Here is a 19,642-nt window from a genome sequence, read left to right as displayed (position 1 = left end):
TGACTAATTATCCCAATGTTTCCGCCGTCACATTCGCCGCCGCAGGTTGAGTAGAGTGATGGCGGTTGATGGCGCTAAGGACGCCTTTCATGGAAGCGCTAGTGATACTTTCATCAGTGCCCACTCCGAACACTGCTTTACCATCGATACGTACTTCCACGTAAGCGATTGCCTCAGCATCGGCGCCTTGACCGCGGGAGTGCTCGTGGTAGTCGATGATTTCCACATCGTGCCCGGCGGCGGCCAGTGCTTTAACAAAGGCGGCTAGCGGGCCATTGCCTCCACCGCTGAGCGTTTGGCGGCTGCCATCAGTCTCAACGATGGCTTCCAGTGTCACTTTGGGGCTGTCAGGTTCAGAAGAGAGCCGATGACTCACCAAGCCAAAGGGTGCTCGCTGCTCCAGATACTCATCCGCGAACGCTTGGTAGATCATCTTTGACGTAATCTCGCGCCCGGTGCGCTCAGCGACTTCCTGCACCACCTGGCTGAACTCAATCGAAAGGCGACGCGGCAACTCAATGCCGTGCTCCTGCTCAAGCAGGTAAGAAACACCGCCCTTACCCGATTGGCTGTTAACCCGGATAACGGCTTCGTAGCTGCGGCCCACGTCGAGCGGATCGATAGGTAAATAAGGTACATCCCACACAGCATCTGGATTAGCGCGGCGATCCGCCATGCCTTTTTTGATCGCATCCTGATGAGAGCCAGAGAACGCGGTGAATACCAAATCGCCCACGTAGGGGTGGCGCGGATGCACCGGCAACTGGTTGCAGTACTCCACTTCGCGCATGATCGGAGTGATATTGGAGAAATCGAGCTGCGGGTGAACGCCCTGGGTGTACATGTTCATCGCCAATGTGACGATATCGACATTACCGGTACGCTCGCCGTTACCAAACAGCGTGCCCTCAACGCGGTCAGCTCCCGCCATTAGCGTCAATTCTGCTGCCGCCACGCCGGTACCGCGGTCGTTGTGGGGGTGAACGCTGACAATCAGATGATCACGATTTTTGACGTGGCGACAGAACCACTCAATTTGGTCGGCATAGTTATTGGGCGTAGCGACTTCTACCGTGGCCGGCAGGTTCACGATCATCGGCTTATCACCACTGGTGCCGTAAGCGTCCATGACCGCTTCGACGATCTCAACGGCGAAATCCATCTCGGTGGTGGTGAAGAGCTCTGGGGAGTACTGAAACGTCCAATTGGTTTGCGGTGCGGCTTCCATCTGCGCGCGAATCTGTTGGGTAGCCTCTACGGCGATTTGCACACACTCGGCTTTATCGACGTTAAACACCACCCGGCGAAACATCGGGTCAGTGGCGTTATAGACATGGACGATAGCGTTTTTAGCACCCTGAAGTGCCTCAAAGGTACGTTCAATCAAGTGTGGACGCGCCTGGGTCAGCACCTGAATGGTCACATCCTCAGGGATTTTATCCTGCTCGATCAGCGAGCGTACGAAATCAAAATCGGTTTGTGAGGCCGAGGGAAAGCCGACTTCAATCTGCTTAAAGCCAACATTCAACAGCATGTCGAATAAACGCTGCTTACGCTCCTGATCCATCGGGTCAATCAGCGATTGATTACCGTCGCGCAGATCCACACTGCACCAGACAGGCGCTGCTTCAATGCGCTGGCTCGGCCACTGGCGGTCAGGCAGATCAACGGCAACAAAAGGGCGGTACTTTTTGGCGGGGTCAGACAACATCATGGCGGCTCTCCTAAAATCAGTCAGTGGTGGGCTTGTCGCTGTGTTTACCGCCCGCATCATTCTGATGTGTTGGGGCTGGCGAGTATGCTTGAGAGAGCGCTGACTCCATACGGTCAAGCTGCGTTTTCAGACCGCGAACATCATTGCGCAGCGACTGCAGCTCGGCTTCTTCACCTTCGCCGTTGTCCAGCGCCATTTGCGCGCTCTCTTTCTGCATCACGTCCAGCACAATACCAATCATCATATTGAGAAAAATAAAGGCGTTCAAAAAGATGAAGGTTAAAAAATAGATCCAGGCGTAGGGATAAACCTCCATGGCCGGGTAAAGCACCGCTGTGGCCCAGCTCTCGAAGGTCGCCACTTGAAATAGCGTCAACATGGCCAGGGAAATATTGCCCCATAGCCCCTCGTCCACATTGTGGAAAAGGAAGCTCCCAATGGCGGCGTATATGTAGAAGATGATAAACATCAATAGGACGACATACCCCATCCGTGGCACCGACTTGACCAAGGCGCTTAACAGCATTTGTAGCTCGGGAATCATCGACACCAAGCGCAGCACCCGGAAAATACGCAGTAGCCTGGCCAGCAGCACCATTTCAGAATCATCCATGGGAATCAGGCTGGCGGTCACAATGAGAAAGTCAAAGACGTTCCACCCTTTCTTGAAGAAACTCAGCAGCGTGCGTTCAGCGGCTATCCTGATTAAAATCTCAATCAGGAAAAATATGGTGACCGCCATATCAAGATAGAGCAGCCACTGCTCCACTTGAGTGGTTTCTTCATAGGTTTTTGCCCCGATCACCAGGGCAGAAATGACGATAATGGCAATCACGACCGCTTCAAAAATCTTATTACTACGCAGCCTTTCAAAACGGGCTTGCCAGGTATTAAAGGGTTCACTCATGGAACGTAAAATCTCTCAACGGTTGACCGGCACACTTTATACTAAAACTACACACCTTCTACACAAGTGATATCCTGTTGTTTCACTTGATGTATCCTACGCCATCAGAACGCCCTCAAAGCGCTCTGTTGGTACTCTTTTGAATTTTTTAACTTTAGCCGCTGGATGATCCCCCATGACACTGCTTTGGATAGCCTTATTGCCTCTGCTAGGCGTACTGGTGCCGGCACTTACCGCACAGCGTGGTCGCAGCTTCTGTTCCCTTGCGACGGCAGTGCTGCCAGCGACCGCCTTAGTAATGACGCTACTCAACGTGCCAGCTCTGCTAGACGGTGAGCAACTACGTTTTTCGGCCACCTGGATGCCTGAGTTGGCGCTGGACTTAGCGTTCCGCCTCGATGGGCTATCGCTGCTGTTTAATCTGTTGATACTGGGCATTGGCCTACTGATTATTCTCTATGCCCACTACTACTTGGCAAAAGATGAACCCTTTGGCCGATTTTACGCCTTCCTGATGCTTTTTATGGCGTCAATGGTCGGTATTTCAATGTCAGATAACCTGATTCTGCTATGGCTATTCTGGGAATTAACCAGCCTCTCTTCGTTTTTACTGATCGGTTATTGGTCCTACCGCAGTGATGCACGCAAAGGCGCCCGTATGGCGCTAACGGTAACCGGCGCGGGCGGCCTTGCGCTACTGGCTGGTTTACTGCTGCTAGGCGATATGGCGGGCAGCTTCAATATGGGCGATGTGCTAGCCAGCGGAGACGTCATTCTTGCCGACCCGCGCTACCCGCTCATGCTCGGCTTGGTACTGCTGGGGGCCTTTACCAAATCCGCACAATTCCCTTTCCATTTTTGGTTGCCCCATGCGATGGCGGCACCCACGCCAGTATCCGCGTACCTCCACTCTGCGACCATGGTTAAAGCGGGCATTTTCCTGATGGCGCGGCTGCACCCTGCCATCGCTGGCAGTGAGCTGTGGAGCGTGGTCGTTTCCCTCGTCGGCATCGTCACCATGCTCTACGGCGCTTGGTTTGCTTTGATGAAAACCGACCTGAAGGGCATTTTAGCGTTCTCCACGGTCAGTCATTTAGGTTTAATCACGGTGCTGTTAGGCATTGGCAGCCCCATGGCGATCCTGGCTGCACTGTTCCATATCCTCAATCACGCTACTTTCAAAGCCGCTCTGTTTATGAGTGCAGGCATTATCGATCATGAAACCGGCACCCGGGAGCTAAAGCAGCTGGGTAGCCTGAAAAAAGCCATGCCTGTCACGGCGCTCTTGACCACCCTGGCGGCTGCCGCCATGGCGGGCGTGCCGCTATTCAATGGCTTTTTATCTAAAGAGATGTTCTTTACCGAGTCGCTAGCAACGCCCGTTTTGGGTGGGGTGAGCTGGCTATTACCCGCGCTAGCAGCCCTCGGCGGCATTCTCTCGGTCGCTTATTCGCTGCGTTTAGTACACGCCGTCTTTTTCAAACCTGCCCGTGAAGAACCGCCCAAAACGCCCCATGAACCGCCCCATTTGATGCGCCTTCCGGTTGAAATATTAGTGGTGCTTTGTGTGGTGGTCGGCCTTTTCCCGGCATTTATGGCCACAGGGTTGTTAGACCTTGCTAGCGAAGCGGTGATTGGAAGCCCGCTCGATTTTCATCTGGCTATCTGGCACGGCGTTAATCTACCGCTCATCATGAGCTTGCTGGCCTTTGTCGTCGGGATTGCGCTGTATTGGCGCCATGGTGATGTTCGCCGATTTACGCAACAATTTGCAGGCATTGACGCCCGACGCGTTTTTGAGCGCATTCTTATCTCGATCGGCTACCGTGCTGAGCAACTGATTGCTGCTCTGGAAGGCAATTCGCTTCAACGCTATGTGGGTTGGCTATGGCTGGCGGCGCTGGTAATGGGGGGTATTGGCCTCGTAAAAATCACTGACTTGACCGGCGCGGCAGGAAATCAGCCACTGGACGGCATCCTTATTCTAGGCGCTGGGATGCTGATGTTTGGTGGCGTGGCGACCGCCGCCACCCATCGCTATCGGTTGATTTCGCTATTGATGCTGTCGGTAGTGGGCCTATTTGTGGCACTGACCTTTGCCCGTTTCTCGGCACCCGATCTAGCGCTGACACAGCTTTCTGTGGAAGTCGTGACCATGATTCTGCTGATGCTGGCGCTATTTTTCTTACCGCAAAAAACGCCGCGCGAATCCAGCCCACTACGCAACGTTCGCGATATGCTGCTGGCTGGCTCACTTGGCCTGGTGATCGCCAGCCTTAACTACGCCGTTATGACGCGCGATACACTGTCGATTTCCAGCTTCTTTGTGGAAAATAGTAAGCCCGGTGGTGGGGGCTACAACGTCGTCAACGTCATTCTAGTCGACTTCCGTGGTTTCGATACTTTAGGGGAAATCACCGTACTAGCCATTGCAGGCTTGGCGATCTTTAAGCTGCTCAACCGCTTACGCCTGTTTATGCCGCACAGTGACGGAGAGGGACGGGTATGGTCACCCGATCGCTACCCGGCGGTGCTAACGTCAATTTCAATGACACTGCTACCGCTGGCGCTCCTGGTCTCTGCGTTTATCTTCCTGCGTGGCCACAATCAGCCGGGCGGTGGGTTTATTGCCGGCCTGATTACCGCAGTCGCCCTCATTCTGTTGTATATGGCGCGTGGCGTGGAGTGGGCGCAAGAGCGTCTGGATTTCCCCTTCCAACCGGTAGCCGTTATCGGGGTCGCCGTTGCTACGCTCACGGGGCTGGGTAGCTGGCTGTTTGGTCATCCGTTCCTCACCTCCGCATTCGGTTACTTCAGCCTACCGCTGATCGGTACCTTTGAATTGGCCACCGCGCTGCTCTTTGATCTGGGCGTGTACTTAGCCGTAGTAGGCGCCACGCTGATGATTTTGGCCAACCTTGGCAAAGTCACTACGGCGCACCGTCCGGTGACCGAAGCCTCGGAAAAAGACACCGATGCCGCAGCAGCAACTTCTTCTGCTAAGGAGCCTCGTTAATGGAACTGCTCTATGCAATGACCACCGGCGTCTTGACCGCCTGCGGTCTCTACTTGACCTTGCGAGGCCGCACCTTTCCTGTGGTGGTCGGCCTAACGCTGCTCTCATACGCAGTGAATTTGTTTCTGTTTTCGATGGGGGGGCTGACCACTGATGGGCCAGCCATCGTGTCTGAAGGAACGAGCTATGCCGACCCACTCCCCCAGGCGCTGGTGCTCACCGCCATTGTCATCGGCTTCGCGATGACCGCTTTCGTGGTGATTTTAGCTATGCGAGCGCGCAGTGAAGTGGGTAACGACCACGTCGACGGTAAAAAGGAAGACCGAGAATGATGCAGCATCTGATTGTTTTTCCTGTCGTTTTACCGCTAGTGGCGGGTATATTACTGCTCTACCAACGGCAAGGCTTAGTGCGCTATAAGCGTGCTGTCAGCGTTGCCGCCACCGTGCTACTCCTGCTAGTTGCAATCGGCCTTTTGCGCCAAGCCGCCAGTGATCAGGTCACTTATTATGCTCTGGGCGATTGGCAAGCGCCGTTCGGCATTGTGCTAGTACTGGATCGCCTATCGGCACTGATGCTGCTGGTCACTGCTGTTTTGGCGGTCGGCGCCGTTGTGTTTGCCTGCGCGGGGGATGATGAAAAAGGCAGTAACTTTCATGGCCTTTTTCAGTGGCAGCTGTTGGGCATCAACGGCGCCTTTTTAACCGGTGATTTGTTTAACCTGTTCGTCTTTTTTGAAGTACTGCTACTGGCCTCTTACGCGCTGCTTTTGCACGGTGGTGGCAAAGCGCGCATTCAAGCCAGCGTCCACTATGTGGTTCTCAACCTGGCAGGCTCGTCGCTGTTTCTCATCGCGGTGGGGATTCTGTATGGCGCCACGGGCACACTCAATATGGCCGATATGGCAATCCGCGTGGCTGAACTGCCCGCAGAGCGTGAAGGCTTAGTCACCGCTGGCGCATTAATGCTACTGGTGGTGTTTGGGTTAAAAGCAGCCATCTTGCCACTCTACTTCTGGCTACCCAAAGCCTACGCATCCGCGCCTGCGCCGGTAGCAGCGCTGTTTGCCATCATGACCAAGGTAGGTATCTACGCTATTCTGCGTGTCTATTCACTGCTGTTTGGCGACACCGCTGGCGGGCTGGAAGCACTGGAGCAACCTTGGGTTTGGTGGCTCTCGCTTGCCACTTTGGCGGCCGCGGGTGTCGGCGTAATGGCCGCACGAGACTTGCGCTTGCTGGTGGCTTATTTGGTGTTGGTATCCGTAGGCACGCTGCTGGCGGGTATCGGCATGCGCTCACCTCAGGCTGTCTCGGCCCTGCTCTATTACCTGATCCACACCACGCTGGTTACCGGTGGTTTGTTCCTGTTGGCGGAAATGATCAGCCTGCAGCGTGGTAAAGCGGGGACGCGCCTGGTGAAGGGTCGTCCGATGGTTCAGGGCGCTGGACTCGCTATGCTATTTTTCGTTGGCGCCATCGCCGTCGCTGGCGTTCCGCCGTTTTCAGGCGCTATCGGCAAGGCATTAATGCTTAATGCTGCCGAAGGCACGCAGCGTCTTTGGCTTTGGCCGTTACTGCTGTTGACCAGCCTAGCCTCGCTGGTTGCGCTTTCCCGTGCTGGCTCTACGCTGTTTTGGCGTAGCCATCGTGGCAACGTGAGTGGTTCACCATTGCCACGTCGCCAGTGGTTTGGCGTTATCTGGCTGCTTAGCGCAGCGCCGCTGTTAGTTGCACTGGCTGGGCCGGTGAGCAGCTACACTCAAGCGACCGCTGACCAATTAGCCAACCCTCAGGTGCTGATTCGCACGCTACTACCCAATGCTGCTGGAGATGCCCAATGATCGCCCCGCGCTCCTGGCTACCCACGCCTGTATTATCGATACTTCTACTCGTCGTGTGGCTGTTGTTAGTACGCAGCTACGCGTTTGGCCAGTTCGTGTTAGGCGGCTCGTTAGCTATTTTGATCCCCCTACTAACCCATCGTTTTTGGGATGCACGGCCTCTTATCGCCAAACCCTTTGCCTTGCTGCGGTTTATCTTCCGTGTGCTGGGCGACATTATCACTGCCAACTTTGAAGTGGCTTACTTGATCGCCAACCCATGGCGCAAGCTTAAACCCCATTTTATTGAATACCCGCTAATGCTAGAGGAGCGGTTCACCATCACGCTGCTCGCCAGCACGATCAGCCTGACACCGGGCACCGTGTCGGCCAATCTGCGTATGGATGGTAAATCACTGCTGATTCACGCCTTGAACGTGGACGATGAGGAAGCGCTGATTAACCAGATTCGCGAGCGCTATGAACGCCCACTTAAGGAGATCTACGAATGTTAAGCATTGCACTCTATATCACCTTAGCTCTGGTCGTGATGGCGCTGTTGATGAACCTCTACCGCCTGACTATTGGGCCCAGCTTGCCTGATCGCGTACTCGCGTTAGACACCATGTACGTTAATTCCATTGCGCTTATCGTACTGCTGGGGCTGTGGCTGAACAGCAAAACCTATTTCGAGTCAGCGCTGTTGATCGCAATGCTAGGTTTTATCAGCACCGTGGCGGTTTGCAAATATATTCTGCGCGGAGACATCATCGAATGATTAACATGAATTATCAAACGATGAACAAAAGCCCGGGGGATCTATGTCTGTAATCGTTGAAGCGCTTATTTCACTGCTGCTGATCGCCGGCGGAATCTTTGTTTTTATCGGTTCGCTGGGGATGGCGCACCTGCGCGATTTCTATATGCGCCTGCATGGCCCCACCAAGGCCACCACCTTGGGCATCGGCTGCATGCTCATCGCTTCGATGCTGTATTTCTGGAGCGTGGACGGCAAACCGGATATCCAAGAACTGCTGATTACGCTTTTCCTGTTTATTACCGCCCCCGTCAGCGCCCACCTGCTGGCCAAATCTGGCTTACACCTGCGATTGAAGCATGCGGTCAAGACGCAGGGGCATCCGGTCGAGTTAAGGGCTGAAGAAGTCGGCGACAAACCGGTACCGCACCCCGATAAGGGCCATGGCTGAATCGGCATAAAATAAAAAGCGGGTGGTGCTGGAAAGCACCACCCGCTTTTTTACTGCCCACTCTTATACTTCCTACTTTTATACTGCTCTACGGTGTTAAATCCTGCTGCTGATAGCCGAGCAGGTAGAGCACACCGTCAAGACCCGATGTCGAGATCGCCTGACACGCTTGGGCACGCACCAACGGCTTGGCCCGAAACGCAATGCCCATCCCCGCTTTGGCAAGCATCTTAAGATCGTTGGCACCGTCACCCACGGCTATCGTCTGATCGAGTGTAAAGCCCTGTCGCAGTGCAATGACTTCGAGCAGTTCGGCTTTGCGCTCAGCATCCACGATTGGCTCGCTTACCTCGCCGGTCACTTTGCCATTCTCGATGATCAGCTCATTGGCATGGATCTCGTCAAAGCCAAGCTTCTTCTGTAAGTGGAGGGCAAAGTAGGTAAAGCCACCGGAGAGTATGGCGGTGCGATAGCCTAACCGTTTTAGATTGACCATCAGGCGCTCAACGCCCTCCATCAGCGGCAGCTCCTCAGCGATTTCCGCCAGCACCGACTCATCCAAACCGACCAGTTTGCTCATCCGCTCGCGAAAGCTCGCCTTGAAATCCAGCTCCCCGCGCATGGCACGTTCGGTGACTTCGGCAACTTCTTCACCCACGCCATGGCGGCGAGCCAGCTCATCAATCACCTCAGCTTTGATCAGCGTAGAGTCCATATCAAAACAGACCAAACGGGGCTGAACGTGATCGCGAGTATCTGGTTGGGCAACGATATCAATACCCAGCGTTTCACTCAGCAAAAGCGCGGCGTCGCGCACTGCTTTGCTATCTGCGTCGCCAGCCAAACAGTACTCAACACAGTCGATGCCGTCACCTGGCTTAACTGAGACATCGGCAAGCCGCTGGGTACTCTTCACGTTCAGATTAAACTGGGTAATGAGAGCATCTACCTGAGCTTTTACGTCGGCGGTTAAATCCGACGCTAGTACGGTTAGGATCAAATCACCGCGTGCCATTACTTACTCTCCTGCCTCTAGTCGATCTACTTTCTGGAAGCCGCGGGGCAGCTTGCTACCACGCCGACCGCGCTCACCGCGATAGTATGCCAAGTCGTCGGCTTTTAGCGTCAGCTTGCGCTTGCCTGCATGGATCAACAGCGCATCACTGGCGGCAAGCACCACAATGCCGGTAACAAACTCCTCCCGGCGGGCGGCTCGTGGGCCTGGGATATCGAGCATTTTATTGCCCTTACCTTTAGACATCTCGGGTAACTGATCCAAGGGGAACAGCAGCAGTCGGCCCTCATTTGAAACAGAAGCCACCCACAGCTCCTCGTCACCCTCAGGCACTTCCACTGGCGCCATGACATTGCAGCCCTTGGGCAGGTTAAGTACCGCTTTACCGGCTTTGTTTTTACCGGTGAGCGTATCAAGCCGCGCCACAAAGCCATAGCCGCCATCAGTGGCAAGTACGAAGCGCCGTTCCGGTGGCGCAAACATCAGCCCCGCCATTTTCGCTCCGGCGGCAACGTTAGCACGCCCGGTAACCGGCTCACCCTGGCCCCGCGCACTGGGTAAGTTATGCGCAGACAGCGTATAGGCACGCCCGGTATCGTCCAGTAGCACCAGCGGCTGGTTGGTTTTACCTTTTGCCGCCAGTTGGAAACTATCCCCGGCTTTATAGGAGAGCCCTTCGGGGTCGATATCATGCCCCTTGGCAGCACGAATCCAGCCTTTATCCGAGAGCACCACGGTAATCGGGTCAGCGCCTAACAGTTCTACTTCAGACAGCGCCTTGGACTCTGCCCGCTCAACCAACGGTGAGCGGCGCTCATCACCATGCTCTTTACCCGCTGCGCGAATCTCTTTTTCGATCAGCGTTGTGAGCTTGGCTTCGCTGCCCAGCAGACCTTCTAAATATTTGCGCTCTTTTTCCAGCTCATTCTGCTCACCGCGAATTTTCATCTCTTCGAGTTTGGCAAGATGACGCAGGCGCAGCTCTAAAATGGCTTCCGCTTGGCGCTCGGAGAGGCTGAAGGTCGCCATCAGCGAGGCTTTTGGATCGTCTTCCTCACGGATAATACGGATTACTTCATCCAGATCGAGGTAGGCAATCAGCAGGCCTTCCAGGATATGCAGACGATCCTCGACTTTACCTAGGCGGTGCTCTAAACGGCGGCGCACCGTGCTACGGCGGAACTGTAGCCATTCGCCCAGCATTTCCGGCAGCGGCATGACCCGTGGGCGCCCATCCAGGCCGATCACGTTCATGTTCACTCGCACGTTCTTTTCCAAATCGGTGGTGGCGAACAGGTGCGCCATCAGCGATTCAACGTCAATGCGGTTGGAGCGCGGCTCAATGACCAGCCGAGTCGGCTCTTCATGAGTCGACTCATCGCGCAGGTCGGCCACCATGGGTAGCTTTTTGGCCTGCATTTGCGCGGCGATCTGCTCCAGCACCTTGGCACCGCTGACTTGGTAGGGTACCGAGGTAATCACGATATTGGCTTCTTCACGGATGTAGCGGGCGCGCAGTTTGACCGAGCCGCGGCCTGATTCGTAGAGCTTACGCAGGTCCGCAGGCGGGGTAATAATTTCCGCATCGGTAGGGAAATCCGGCGCAGGCACGAATTCCATTAAATCGGCAGTGGTCGCCTTGGGGTTGCGCAGCAGATGGCAGGTGGCTTCGACGACTTCCGACACATTGTGCGGCGGAATGTCGGTGGCCATGCCCACCGCGATCCCTGTGCCGCCGTTAAGCAACACATGGGGCAATTTGGCAGGCAGTACCAGCGGCTCTTGCATGGTGCCGTCGAAGTTGGGTGCCCAATCGACGGTGCCTTGGCCGAGCTCACCCAGCAGCACTTCGGCAAACTTGGAGAGTTTGGCCTCGGTGTAGCGCATGGCGGCGAAGGATTTGGGGTCGTCGGGGCTACCCCAGTTGCCTTGACCATCCACCAACGGGTAGCGGTAGCTAAACGGCTGCGCCATCAACACCATGGCTTCGTAGCAGGCGCTATCGCCATGGGGGTGAAATTTACCCAGTACGTCACCGACAGTACGCGCCGACTTTTTATACTTAGCGTTGGCGTGCAGCGCCAGCTCACGCATGGCGTAAATGATGCGGCGCTGAACGGGCTTCATACCGTCGCCGATATTGGGCAGCGCACGGTCTAGAATGACGTACATCGAGTAGTCGAGGTACGCTTTTTCGGTGTAGTCGCGCAGGGAGAGACGTTCGACGTCGCCCTCCGCTACTTGAATATCCATGGTCATCGGGGGTTATACCTCAATGTCTGCGAGGTTGCCGTAATCTTCCAGCCACTTTTTGCGGTCACCGGCGCGTTTTTTGGCCAGCAGCATATCCATCATTTCCATGGTGCCGTCACCCTCCGTCAGGGTGAGCTGCACCAGGCGCCGGGTTTCCGTCGACATGGTGGTTTCACGTAGCTGTAACGGGCTCATTTCACCCAGGCCTTTAAAGCGCTGAACGTTAGGCGTGCCGCGCTTGTTGGCCAATTGCTTGAGAATGGCGGCTTTTTCGCTCTCATCCAGGGCGTAGTGCACTTCTTTGCCCAGATCGATGCGGTAAAGCGGTGGCATCGCTACATAGACATGCCCTGCGTCGACCAAGCTCGGAAAGTGGCGCACAAACAGCGCGCAGAGCAGCGTAGCGATGTGCAGGCCGTCGGAGTCGGCATCGGCGAGAATACAGATTTTGTGGTAGCGCAGCTTTTCCAGATCAGCGCTGCCGGGGTCGGCGCCAATCGCCACGGCGATATCATGAACTTCCTGGGAGCCGTAGATATCGTGAGTTTCCACTTCCCAGGTATTGAGGATCTTGCCGCGCAGCGGCAAGATCGCCTGGGTTTCACGGTTACGCGCCTGCTTGGCACTGCCACCCGCCGAGTCCCCTTCGACTAAAAACAGCTCGCTCTGAGCAGGGTCCTGACCGGAGCAGTCCGCCAGCTTACCGGGCAGCGCCGGGCCGGAAGTGACCTTTTTACGGGCCACTTTTTTGGCTTTTTTCTGACGATTTTGCGCCGCGCTAATGACAAGTTCGGCAATCGCTTCGGCCTGATCCACGTGGTGGTTAAGCCACAGCGAGAAAGCGTCTTTCACCACCCCCGATACAAAGCCAGCAATGGTGCGCGACGAGAGCCGCTCTTTGGTTTGTCCGGCAAACTGGGGGTCGAGCATCTTTACCGAGAGCACAAAAGAGGCGCGCTCCCACAGGTCATCGGCGGTCAATTTAATCCCACGGGGCAGCAGGCTGCGGTATTCACAGAACTCCCGCAGCGCATCCAGCAGCCCTGAACGAAAGCCGTTGACGTGAGTGCCGCCCTGCGGGGTGGGGATCAGGTTGACGTAACTCTCCAGCAGCGCTTCACCGCCTTCCGGTAGCCATTGAACCGCCCAATCGACCCCATGTTCGTCGTCATTGAAGTGGCCAACGAAAGGTTCGCGGGGGAGCACTTCGTAGCCGTCGGTGGCTTCAACCAAATAGTCGCGCAGGCCATCGGCAAATTCCCACTCGGTGGTGGTGCCGTCGGGTTCGACCAAGGTGACTTTCAAGCCGGGGCAAAGCACTGCCTTGGCACGCAGCAGGTGTTTCAGCCGCGTGAGCGCTAACTTGGGACTATCGAAGTAGCTTTCGTCCGGCCAGAAGCGCACCAAAGTGCCGCTTGCTCGCTTAGGGGCTTTGCCAATTTCATGAAGCTCTTCGACTTTCTCGCCGAACTCGAAGGCCATGGCATGGCGTGCGCCATCACGGGTGACTTCGACATCTAGCCGGCGCGATAGCGCATTAACCACCGACACCCCCACCCCGTGTAGGCCACCCGAGAAGCGGTAGCTGGTGGAGGAGAATTTGCCGCCCGAGTGCAGCTTGGTAAAGATCAGCTCAACGCCTGAAACACCGTGCTCTGGGTGCAGATCAATCGGCATACCCCGGCCATTATCCTGCACCTCAATACCGCCATCGCTATGTAGCACGACGTTAATCTCGGTAGCATGGCCCGCCAGCGCTTCATCGACGCTGTTATCAATGACTTCCTGGGCAAGGTGGTTGGGGCGAGTGGTGTCGGTATACATACCGGGACGCTTACGTACCGGCTCGAGGCCCGACAGGACTTCGATGGAGCTCGCGCCGTACTGAGAGGCATCAAACTGGGTCATGTAACGTCGGTTCCCTGAAAAATCGTACTGGCAGCCATATTGAATGCTGAAACGCGTAATTGGCGGCTTGCAAAGACGCACAGGATAGCGGAAAAGCAAAAAGCTGTATATCTAGCCATGCTTATCAATGGCGAAGCAGAAAGGGCTTCCCCGTCGATAAGTCTACGAGGGGGCGCTGTAAACCCATCCCTGGGCGCTACATTTGCCGGCCATGGCAAATGACCCCCTCTACGACTTATCCACGGCGCCCTTTCTGTATGTGTCCACAATATACTAGCGACAAAATTGCACGGCTCACTCCTGCTCTGCCGCCCAAAATGCCTCAATCAATCCCTTACTGGAAGCATCCATCCGCGATAGATCTCCCTCATGGTCGATAATTTTCTGGGTATCCGTGGCAATCTGTTTGCCCAGCTCAACGCCCCACTGGTCGAACGGGTTGATATCCCAAATCACCGCCTGAACAAAGACCTTGTGCTCGTAAAGAGCGATAAGTGAGCCCAGGGTTGCGGGCGTCAGCTGGTCAAGCAGCACCGTCGTCGAAGGTTGGTTGCCACGGTAGCGCTTGTGTTCTGGCCGCGGGCCATCATCTTCCAAGGCGTCATCGCCCAGCATAAGCACCCGGGACTGAGCAAAGCAGTTAGCCAGCGCCAGACGGTGCTGAGTTTTCAGATGGCGGCGGGTATCCGGGTCTTCCACCTCGTCGTAACGCTTGAGTGGCGCAATAAAATCACACACTACCGCTTGCGTGCCCTGATGCAGTAGCTGATAAAAAGCATGCTGAGCATTGGGGCCAAGCTGCCCCCAGAGCACCGGACAGGTAGAGTAGTTAATCGGCTGGCCTTGACGGGTAACCGATTTGCCGTTGGACTCCATCTCAAGCTGTTCAAGATAGGCAGCGAAATACTCCAACCGACCGTCGTAGGGCAGAATGGAGTGCGCACGGATATCCAGAAAATTGACGTTCCAGATGCCCGCCAAGCCAAGCAGTATGGGTAAGTTATCTTCCATGGGCGCTTCAGAAAAGTGGCGATCCATGGCGTGGGCACCGGCTAGAAATTCGCGAAAATTATCCATCCCCACGACTAGCGCAATCGGTAAGCCAATGGTGCCCCACAGCGAGTAGCGTCCGCCTACCCACTCCCAGAAGGTTAACTGGTGATCGTCAGCGATGCCCCACTCGGTCATTTTCTCAGGGCTCGCCGACACACCGATAAAGTGCTGACGCACCACCAGCTCAGCGCTAATCGGCGTCGCGCCATGCTGGGTCAAGCGGCTAAGCAACCACTCCCGAGCAGTGTTAGCGTTGGAGAGCGTATCAATGGTGGTGAACGACTTGGATGACAACACAAAGATAGTGGTTTCAGGATTCAACCGGCTCAGATAGTCCGCTAGCTGGGAGCCATCCATGGTGGAAGCAAAATGCACCTCAACCGGATGAATATCTTTGGGCCGGAAATCTGTCAACGCATGGGTCACCATTAGTGGGCCCAGATCTGAACCGCCTACGCCTAGATTAACCACATGTCGAATCGGCTTGCCGGTGGCACCACGCCACTGCCCTGCGTGCAGCCGGCTAACCAAGCGTTCCATTTGGGCAAGGCTTTCGTGCACAGCGGCAACGATATCTTCACCCTCAACCTCCAGTGTCGCATCGGCAGGCAAACGCAACGCCGTGTGTAACGCCGGGCGGTTTTCGCTGACATTCACTCGCTTACCGCTCAGCAGCGCCTCAATGGCAGAGGGGACGCCCGCTTCGCTAGCCAGCGTAAACAGATGCTCGAGCGTATCGTCATCCCAGCGCTGCTTGGAAAGATCCAGCGTCAAACCCGCCACCTGGCGAGTAAAGCTTTCCCAGCGGGAGGGCTCGGTGCCAAACAGCGTTTTCAAGTGAACGTGCTGCAGCGTTTCAGCGTGATGCTTTAGCGTTTGCCATGCCGGTAACGTATCGGGTGTAGCGCTTGATGCTGAGGCCATTTAGCTTCTCCAGTGGCGTCAATCCTTGCAGCGGGGTTCATTAAACAGGTTAATAACCTTAAACAGGGCTGTTCTATGTGAGTCTGTGCTAGACAGGCCTGTTCTCGTCAATTAAGGGCGCGTAAACTAGCACGCCTTTTCCATGATCCCGGCTTGCCCATGAGTGATGCATCTTACCGTGACGCTATCTTTTCGACACCCCTTGACCGAGTTGCGCGGTTCTCTTTCGACGAAAAGGTAGTCGCCTGCTTTCCTGACATGATCCGCCGTTCGGTACCCGGCTACGGGCAAATTCTTGGCATGCTGAGCTTAATTGCCCAGCGCCACCTGCGCCACGGCGCCCATGTCTATGATTTGGGCTGCTCACTGGGCGCTTCCGGCCTTGCGCTGGCAGGGGCGCTGGCACCCGACGCCTTTCGCTATACGGGCGTTGACCTATCGCCCGCCATGGTCGCCCAGGCTCGGCAAACTTTTGCCGATGAGTGCCCAGCGTACGCTATGCAGGTCGAAGAAGCCGACATTCGTACCCTAGAGTATGCACCTTCGGGCATGATCATTCTCAATTTTACCCTACAGTTTCTACCCGCCGCCGACCGCGATGCGCTACTGGCGCGGCTTTATACAGCACTGGAACCCGGCGGCGTGCTGATTCTCTCGGAGAAAACCGTCGACGCCGACGAGCGCGACAACGCTTGGCGGGTAGAACGCTACCACGATTTCAAGCGTGCTAATGGCTATAGCGACCTGGAAATAAGCCAAAAGCGCACCGCCCTTGAAAATGTACTGGTACCGGATACCCTCGACGCCCTCCATGGCCGCTTGAAGCAGGCTGGCTTTCCACGCTCGATGACCTGGTTCCAGTACCTTAACTTTGCCTCGCTAATTGCGTTTAAGGAGGGTTAAAGGTGGCGCCGTTACCCGACGATCATCGTGCGATTTATCAGGCGTTTTTGGATCAAGCAACCCTGGATGCTTCGCTAACACCCTGGCTTGCAAAGCTACCTGAGCAGTTAGCCCACGGGTTAGATCGTAACCGCCATGGCGACCTCTCCGCCTGGGAAAAGGCTGTTGCTAAACTGCCAGCGCTGCCCTCTGACAGGCACGTGGACTTCAACAGCGATACGGTCACCGTCGACCTTGCCCTGAGTGACAGCCAGCAGCGTCAGTGCTTTAACCTGCTAAGAAAGCTCGCCCCCTGGCGTAAAGGCCCTTTTCAACTGGGTGGCATTCATATTGATACCGAATGGCGCTCGGACTGGAAGTGGCAGAGAGTGGCTCCCCACTTGGCGCCGCTAAAATACCGTAAGGTACTCGACGTGGGCGGTGGCAGCGGTTACCACGCCTGGCGGATGGCAGGGGCTGGGGCTGCGTTTGTGCTGGTGATCGACCCTTCGCCGCGCTTCTACTGGCAGTTTCAGGCGGTACGCCACTTCGTCGGCGATGCCGATGGCGGTAGAACGCAGTTCTTACCCGTGGGTATAGAAGACGTGCCGGAGAACCTGAGCTTTTTCGATACGGTATTTTCCATGGGCGTGCTCTACCATCGCCCTGCCCCGTTGGAACATCTGCAGCAGTTAAAAGCCGCGTTAGTTCCGGGCGGCGAGCTGGTGCTGGAGACCCTGGTAGTCGAAGGCGACGAGCAGACCGTATTTGTGCCCGGCGAACGTTACGCCGCCATGCCCAACGTCTACTTCCTGCCCTCTTCCCAAGCGCTCTGCCACTGGCTGGAGCGCTGCGGCTTTACCAACGTCCGCGTGGTGGATGAAGCCGCTACCACCTTAGACGAGCAGCGCTCAACCGAGTGGATGACCTACCAATCGTTGGCTGATTTTCTCGACCCCAACGACCGCACCCGCACCATCGAAGGCTACCCCGCCCCACGGCGGGCGGTGATTTTGGCGAATAAGCCGGGCTGATTAGTCGTTAGCCAAGTGTGCGAAGAGGGTGTCAAAACCGTCCCGGCGTCCGCCAAGCCGCCGCATTGAACCGCCCCCTAAATATTGACTTATACTAAAACTCATTGTAACAATAACTTTTCCGAGGGGTGCCTGTTATTCAGGCTGAGATGGCGTTATCCAAACCCTTTGAACCTGATCCGGCTTATACCGGCGTAGGAACGGACATAAACCATATATGAATCTGTTTTGACACCTACGCCTGTATTATCCGAATCTCAATGCAGGAGTGCATCGTGTCGCAAGTTAACTCAACGCCCGCTAACGCATCTACGCTCAGTAGTACCTCTCCTTTTAACACGTCTGATAAAAACCGCCTGAACTCCGCACTTGCCAAGCCACGCTTGGCAGCAATCGCCGTAACTCTGCGTAATAATGAAGTGCTCCTCGTCCAACGTAGTAAAGAACCTCAACGGGGCACTTGGGGCTTCCCCGGAGGATCAGTGGAACCGGGAGAAAGCCTACATTGTGCAGCAAAGCGCGAATTAATGGAGGAAACCGGTATCACAGCATTGGTAGGACCGTTAATTGATGTAGTAGAAGTGATCGGATATGACCCTGAGGGAAATCACCACCACTTCGCCTTGGTTGCCCTCCTATGTCACTACGTTGATGGCGAGCTACAGCCTGGTGATGATGCTGCGGACTGCCGCTGGGCGAAAGTTATAAACGGAAAACTCAACTTCAATGAAGCCTTAGCTGATCACGTCGCAGATACTGTCGTGAAAGCCTTTAATTTGCACAGTTTGGTCATCAAAGAAAAATCAAACGCGACTCACGGCTCCAACTCAGCTTTTTAAACTACTCGCCATCACTCGTATCAGCAAAATACGCCTCTTTGTCCACCGGAAGAGATGGATATAATGATGCACAAACATTATACGAATTTCACCAGCCTCTACAGAGATACACTGCATAAAATCTGCTTTGAATATGAATATGTTAACTCACCTAGAGGAAATAAAGAGCGAGAACTCATTGGCGTCAATATCCGACTCGACAATCCTCTTGATCGTTTTTGCCTAAGCAAAATACGCAAACAAAATATTGTTTTTAATTATGCAGAAGCGTTATGGTATTTATCAGGTAAAAACGACTTAGCATTTATTTCCTGGTACGCCCCTTCAATGCAACGCTATAGCCCAGATGGTATAAGCCTACCTGGTACTGGTTACGGAGCTCGTCTTAAAAACTTTGGTGCAGACACGCTCGATCAAATCGAACGAGTGATTGATATCCTTAAAAATGACGATCCCGACAGTAAGCGCGCTGTCCTGCAAATATTCAGTGCGGAAGAGGATCTTTATCGACGCAATATCGACGTTTCATGTACCTTGGGTCTTCAGTTGCTACTCCGCGAAGAAAAGCTACACATGGTCAGCTATATGCGTGCAAACGATGCCTACGTTGGCATGCTGAACGATATTTTCTCTTTTACTTTCTTGCAAGAGTATATTGCTACCCGCATAGGCTGCAAAATCGGTCACTACACACATCAAGTTGGTTCTATTCACGTCTATGAAAGCACACATGAGCGTGCGCTTGAACTTTTGAATAGTAATGAAACTATACCCCAATCAGACACAATACCTTTAATGCCAATTGGCACCTCTCCGACTACCATACGCATACTATTGGAATATGAATCAGAGATCCGTAGCGGCTTGTTGACTTTTAATGATATGGCTAATCTTAATCTCACGACGTATTGGCGAGATGTGCTGATGTTGTTCTGGATCTATCGCCAAATCAAGATAGGGAGTGCGCTGCCTCAAAAGGCGTTAGAGATAATTAACCCCTACTATCAACCGTTTCTTATTAATCGCTGGGGATAGTACAAGCATTCATACATGAGCAAATATTAGGG

At 54.8% G+C, this 19,642-nt stretch carries 16 protein-coding genes and 1 riboswitch; of the genes, 10 read left to right on the top strand and 6 right to left on the bottom strand.

Annotated elements, in window-relative coordinates:
- Nucleotides 1–7: 7 nt before the first annotated feature.
- Together leuA and ACWI0H_RS07830 are read right to left on the bottom strand one after the other, a co-directional pair.
- A complete protein-coding gene (leuA, locus tag ACWI0H_RS07835; protein WP_485875838.1) occupies nucleotides 8–1,714 on the bottom strand; it encodes a 2-isopropylmalate synthase in 1,707 nt (568 codons plus the stop codon).
- A gap of 16 nt (nucleotides 1,715–1,730) precedes the next feature.
- On the bottom strand, nucleotides 1,731–2,621 hold the full coding sequence (locus ACWI0H_RS07830; protein ID WP_485875837.1) for an ion transporter: 891 nt from the start codon (nucleotides 2,619–2,621) through the stop codon (nucleotides 1,731–1,733).
- A 175-nt stretch (nucleotides 2,622–2,796) separates the two neighbouring features.
- On the opposite strand from ACWI0H_RS07830, the gene ACWI0H_RS07825 reads away from it, so the two are divergent.
- The 6 genes from ACWI0H_RS07825 to ACWI0H_RS07800 are packed head-to-tail and all read left to right on the top strand — an operon-like array spanning nucleotide 2,797 to nucleotide 8,667.
- Nucleotides 2,797–5,637, top strand: coding sequence for a monovalent cation/H+ antiporter subunit A (locus tag ACWI0H_RS07825; RefSeq protein ID WP_485875836.1), 2,841 nt, complete (start codon nucleotides 2,797–2,799; stop codon nucleotides 5,635–5,637).
- Nucleotides 5,637–5,969 (top strand): Na+/H+ antiporter subunit C, encoded by a 333-nt coding sequence (locus ACWI0H_RS07820; RefSeq protein ID WP_101146281.1) that lies wholly within the window; start codon nucleotides 5,637–5,639, stop codon nucleotides 5,967–5,969. The genes ACWI0H_RS07825 and ACWI0H_RS07820 overlap by 1 nt, the downstream gene beginning before the upstream one ends.
- Nucleotides 5,966–7,480 (top strand): monovalent cation/H+ antiporter subunit D, encoded by a 1,515-nt coding sequence (locus tag ACWI0H_RS07815; RefSeq protein ID WP_485875835.1) that lies wholly within the window; start codon nucleotides 5,966–5,968, stop codon nucleotides 7,478–7,480. Before ACWI0H_RS07820 ends, ACWI0H_RS07815 begins: the two co-directional genes overlap by 4 nt.
- Nucleotides 7,477–7,974 (top strand): Na+/H+ antiporter subunit E, encoded by a 498-nt coding sequence (locus tag ACWI0H_RS07810; RefSeq protein ID WP_008958595.1) that lies wholly within the window; start codon nucleotides 7,477–7,479, stop codon nucleotides 7,972–7,974. The genes ACWI0H_RS07815 and ACWI0H_RS07810 overlap by 4 nt, the downstream gene beginning before the upstream one ends.
- Entirely contained in the window at nucleotides 7,968–8,237 is a 270-nt protein-coding gene (locus tag ACWI0H_RS07805; protein WP_008958594.1) for a K+/H+ antiporter subunit F, read from the top strand. The genes ACWI0H_RS07810 and ACWI0H_RS07805 overlap by 7 nt, the downstream gene beginning before the upstream one ends.
- A gap of 43 nt (nucleotides 8,238–8,280) precedes the next feature.
- Nucleotides 8,281–8,667: a Na+/H+ antiporter subunit G gene (locus tag ACWI0H_RS07800; protein ID WP_008958593.1), complete on the top strand. Its 387-nt coding sequence runs from the start codon at nucleotides 8,281–8,283 to the stop codon at nucleotides 8,665–8,667.
- A gap of 88 nt (nucleotides 8,668–8,755) precedes the next feature.
- Here the strand turns inward: ACWI0H_RS07800 and serB are convergent, their stop codons facing one another.
- From serB to pgi, 4 genes are all read right to left on the bottom strand, one after another.
- On the bottom strand, nucleotides 8,756–9,682 hold the full coding sequence (serB, locus tag ACWI0H_RS07795; protein WP_485875834.1) for a phosphoserine phosphatase SerB: 927 nt from the start codon (nucleotides 9,680–9,682) through the stop codon (nucleotides 8,756–8,758).
- A 3-nt stretch (nucleotides 9,683–9,685) separates the two neighbouring features.
- Entirely contained in the window at nucleotides 9,686–11,941 is a 2,256-nt protein-coding gene (gene parC, locus ACWI0H_RS07790) for a DNA topoisomerase IV subunit A (protein WP_485875833.1), read from the bottom strand.
- Nucleotides 11,942–11,947: 6 nt separating this feature from the next.
- Nucleotides 11,948–13,843: a DNA topoisomerase IV subunit B gene (gene parE / locus ACWI0H_RS07785; RefSeq protein WP_485875832.1), complete on the bottom strand. Its 1,896-nt coding sequence runs from the start codon at nucleotides 13,841–13,843 to the stop codon at nucleotides 11,948–11,950.
- A 294-nt stretch (nucleotides 13,844–14,137) separates the two neighbouring features.
- Complete coding sequence (pgi, locus tag ACWI0H_RS07780; protein ID WP_485875831.1) at nucleotides 14,138–15,820, bottom strand: glucose-6-phosphate isomerase; 1,683 nt, start codon at nucleotides 15,818–15,820, stop codon at nucleotides 14,138–14,140.
- Between the two features lie 159 nt (nucleotides 15,821–15,979).
- On the opposite strand from pgi, the gene cmoA reads away from it, so the two are divergent.
- The 4 genes from cmoA (at nucleotide 15,980) to ACWI0H_RS07760 (ending at nucleotide 19,610) form a co-directional block, all read left to right on the top strand.
- Complete coding sequence (gene cmoA / locus ACWI0H_RS07775) at nucleotides 15,980–16,723, top strand: carboxy-S-adenosyl-L-methionine synthase CmoA (RefSeq protein WP_336272988.1); 744 nt, start codon at nucleotides 15,980–15,982, stop codon at nucleotides 16,721–16,723.
- A gap of 2 nt (nucleotides 16,724–16,725) precedes the next feature.
- Nucleotides 16,726–17,736 carry a tRNA 5-methoxyuridine(34)/uridine 5-oxyacetic acid(34) synthase CmoB gene (gene cmoB / locus ACWI0H_RS07770; RefSeq protein WP_485875830.1) on the top strand — a complete coding sequence of 337 codons (1,011 nt, stop codon included), beginning with the start codon at nucleotides 16,726–16,728 and terminating at the stop codon, nucleotides 17,734–17,736.
- 114 nt (nucleotides 17,737–17,850) lie between these two features.
- Nucleotides 17,851–17,954, top strand: a riboswitch (TPP riboswitch).
- 57 nt (nucleotides 17,955–18,011) lie between these two features.
- On the top strand, nucleotides 18,012–18,575 hold the full coding sequence (locus ACWI0H_RS07765) for an NUDIX hydrolase (RefSeq protein WP_485875829.1): 564 nt from the start codon (nucleotides 18,012–18,014) through the stop codon (nucleotides 18,573–18,575).
- 63 nt (nucleotides 18,576–18,638) lie between these two features.
- Complete coding sequence (locus tag ACWI0H_RS07760; RefSeq protein WP_485875828.1) at nucleotides 18,639–19,610, top strand: thymidylate synthase; 972 nt, start codon at nucleotides 18,639–18,641, stop codon at nucleotides 19,608–19,610.
- The last annotated feature ends 32 nt before the right edge of the window (nucleotides 19,611–19,642 follow it).

It is taken from the genome of Halomonas sp. NYA30 (genome assembly GCF_976980765.1).
Note: the sequence above shows the minus strand (reverse complement) of the source record. Positions and strands in the feature narration are given on the sequence as shown.

Bases quoted from the DNA above. Each gene is read 5' to 3' on its own strand.
- pgi (WP_485875831.1), bottom strand. From the start codon at position 15,820: ATGGCCTCAGCATCAAGCGCTACACCCGATACGTTACCGGCATGGCAA.
- ACWI0H_RS07825 (WP_485875836.1), top strand. From the start codon at position 2,797: ATGACACTGCTTTGGATAGCCTTATTGCCTCTGCTAGGCGTACTGGTG.
- ACWI0H_RS07810 (WP_008958595.1), top strand. From the start codon at position 7,477: ATGATCGCCCCGCGCTCCTGGCTACCCACGCCTGTATTATCGATACTT.
- cmoA (WP_336272988.1), top strand. From the start codon at position 15,980: ATGAGTGATGCATCTTACCGTGACGCTATCTTTTCGACACCCCTTGAC.
- parC (WP_485875833.1), bottom strand. From the start codon at position 11,941: ATGACCATGGATATTCAAGTAGCGGAGGGCGACGTCGAACGTCTCTCC.
- ACWI0H_RS07805 (WP_008958594.1), top strand. From the start codon at position 7,968: ATGTTAAGCATTGCACTCTATATCACCTTAGCTCTGGTCGTGATGGCG.
- leuA (WP_485875838.1), bottom strand. From the start codon at position 1,714: ATGATGTTGTCTGACCCCGCCAAAAAGTACCGCCCTTTTGTTGCCGTT.
- ACWI0H_RS07820 (WP_101146281.1), top strand. From the start codon at position 5,637: ATGGAACTGCTCTATGCAATGACCACCGGCGTCTTGACCGCCTGCGGT.
- ACWI0H_RS07815 (WP_485875835.1), top strand. From the start codon at position 5,966: ATGATGCAGCATCTGATTGTTTTTCCTGTCGTTTTACCGCTAGTGGCG.
- ACWI0H_RS07830 (WP_485875837.1), bottom strand. From the start codon at position 2,621: ATGAGTGAACCCTTTAATACCTGGCAAGCCCGTTTTGAAAGGCTGCGT.
- serB (WP_485875834.1), bottom strand. From the start codon at position 9,682: ATGGCACGCGGTGATTTGATCCTAACCGTACTAGCGTCGGATTTAACC.
- ACWI0H_RS07800 (WP_008958593.1), top strand. From the start codon at position 8,281: ATGTCTGTAATCGTTGAAGCGCTTATTTCACTGCTGCTGATCGCCGGC.
- parE (WP_485875832.1), bottom strand. From the start codon at position 13,843: ATGACCCAGTTTGATGCCTCTCAGTACGGCGCGAGCTCCATCGAAGTC.
- ACWI0H_RS07760 (WP_485875828.1), top strand. From the start codon at position 18,639: ATGATGCACAAACATTATACGAATTTCACCAGCCTCTACAGAGATACA.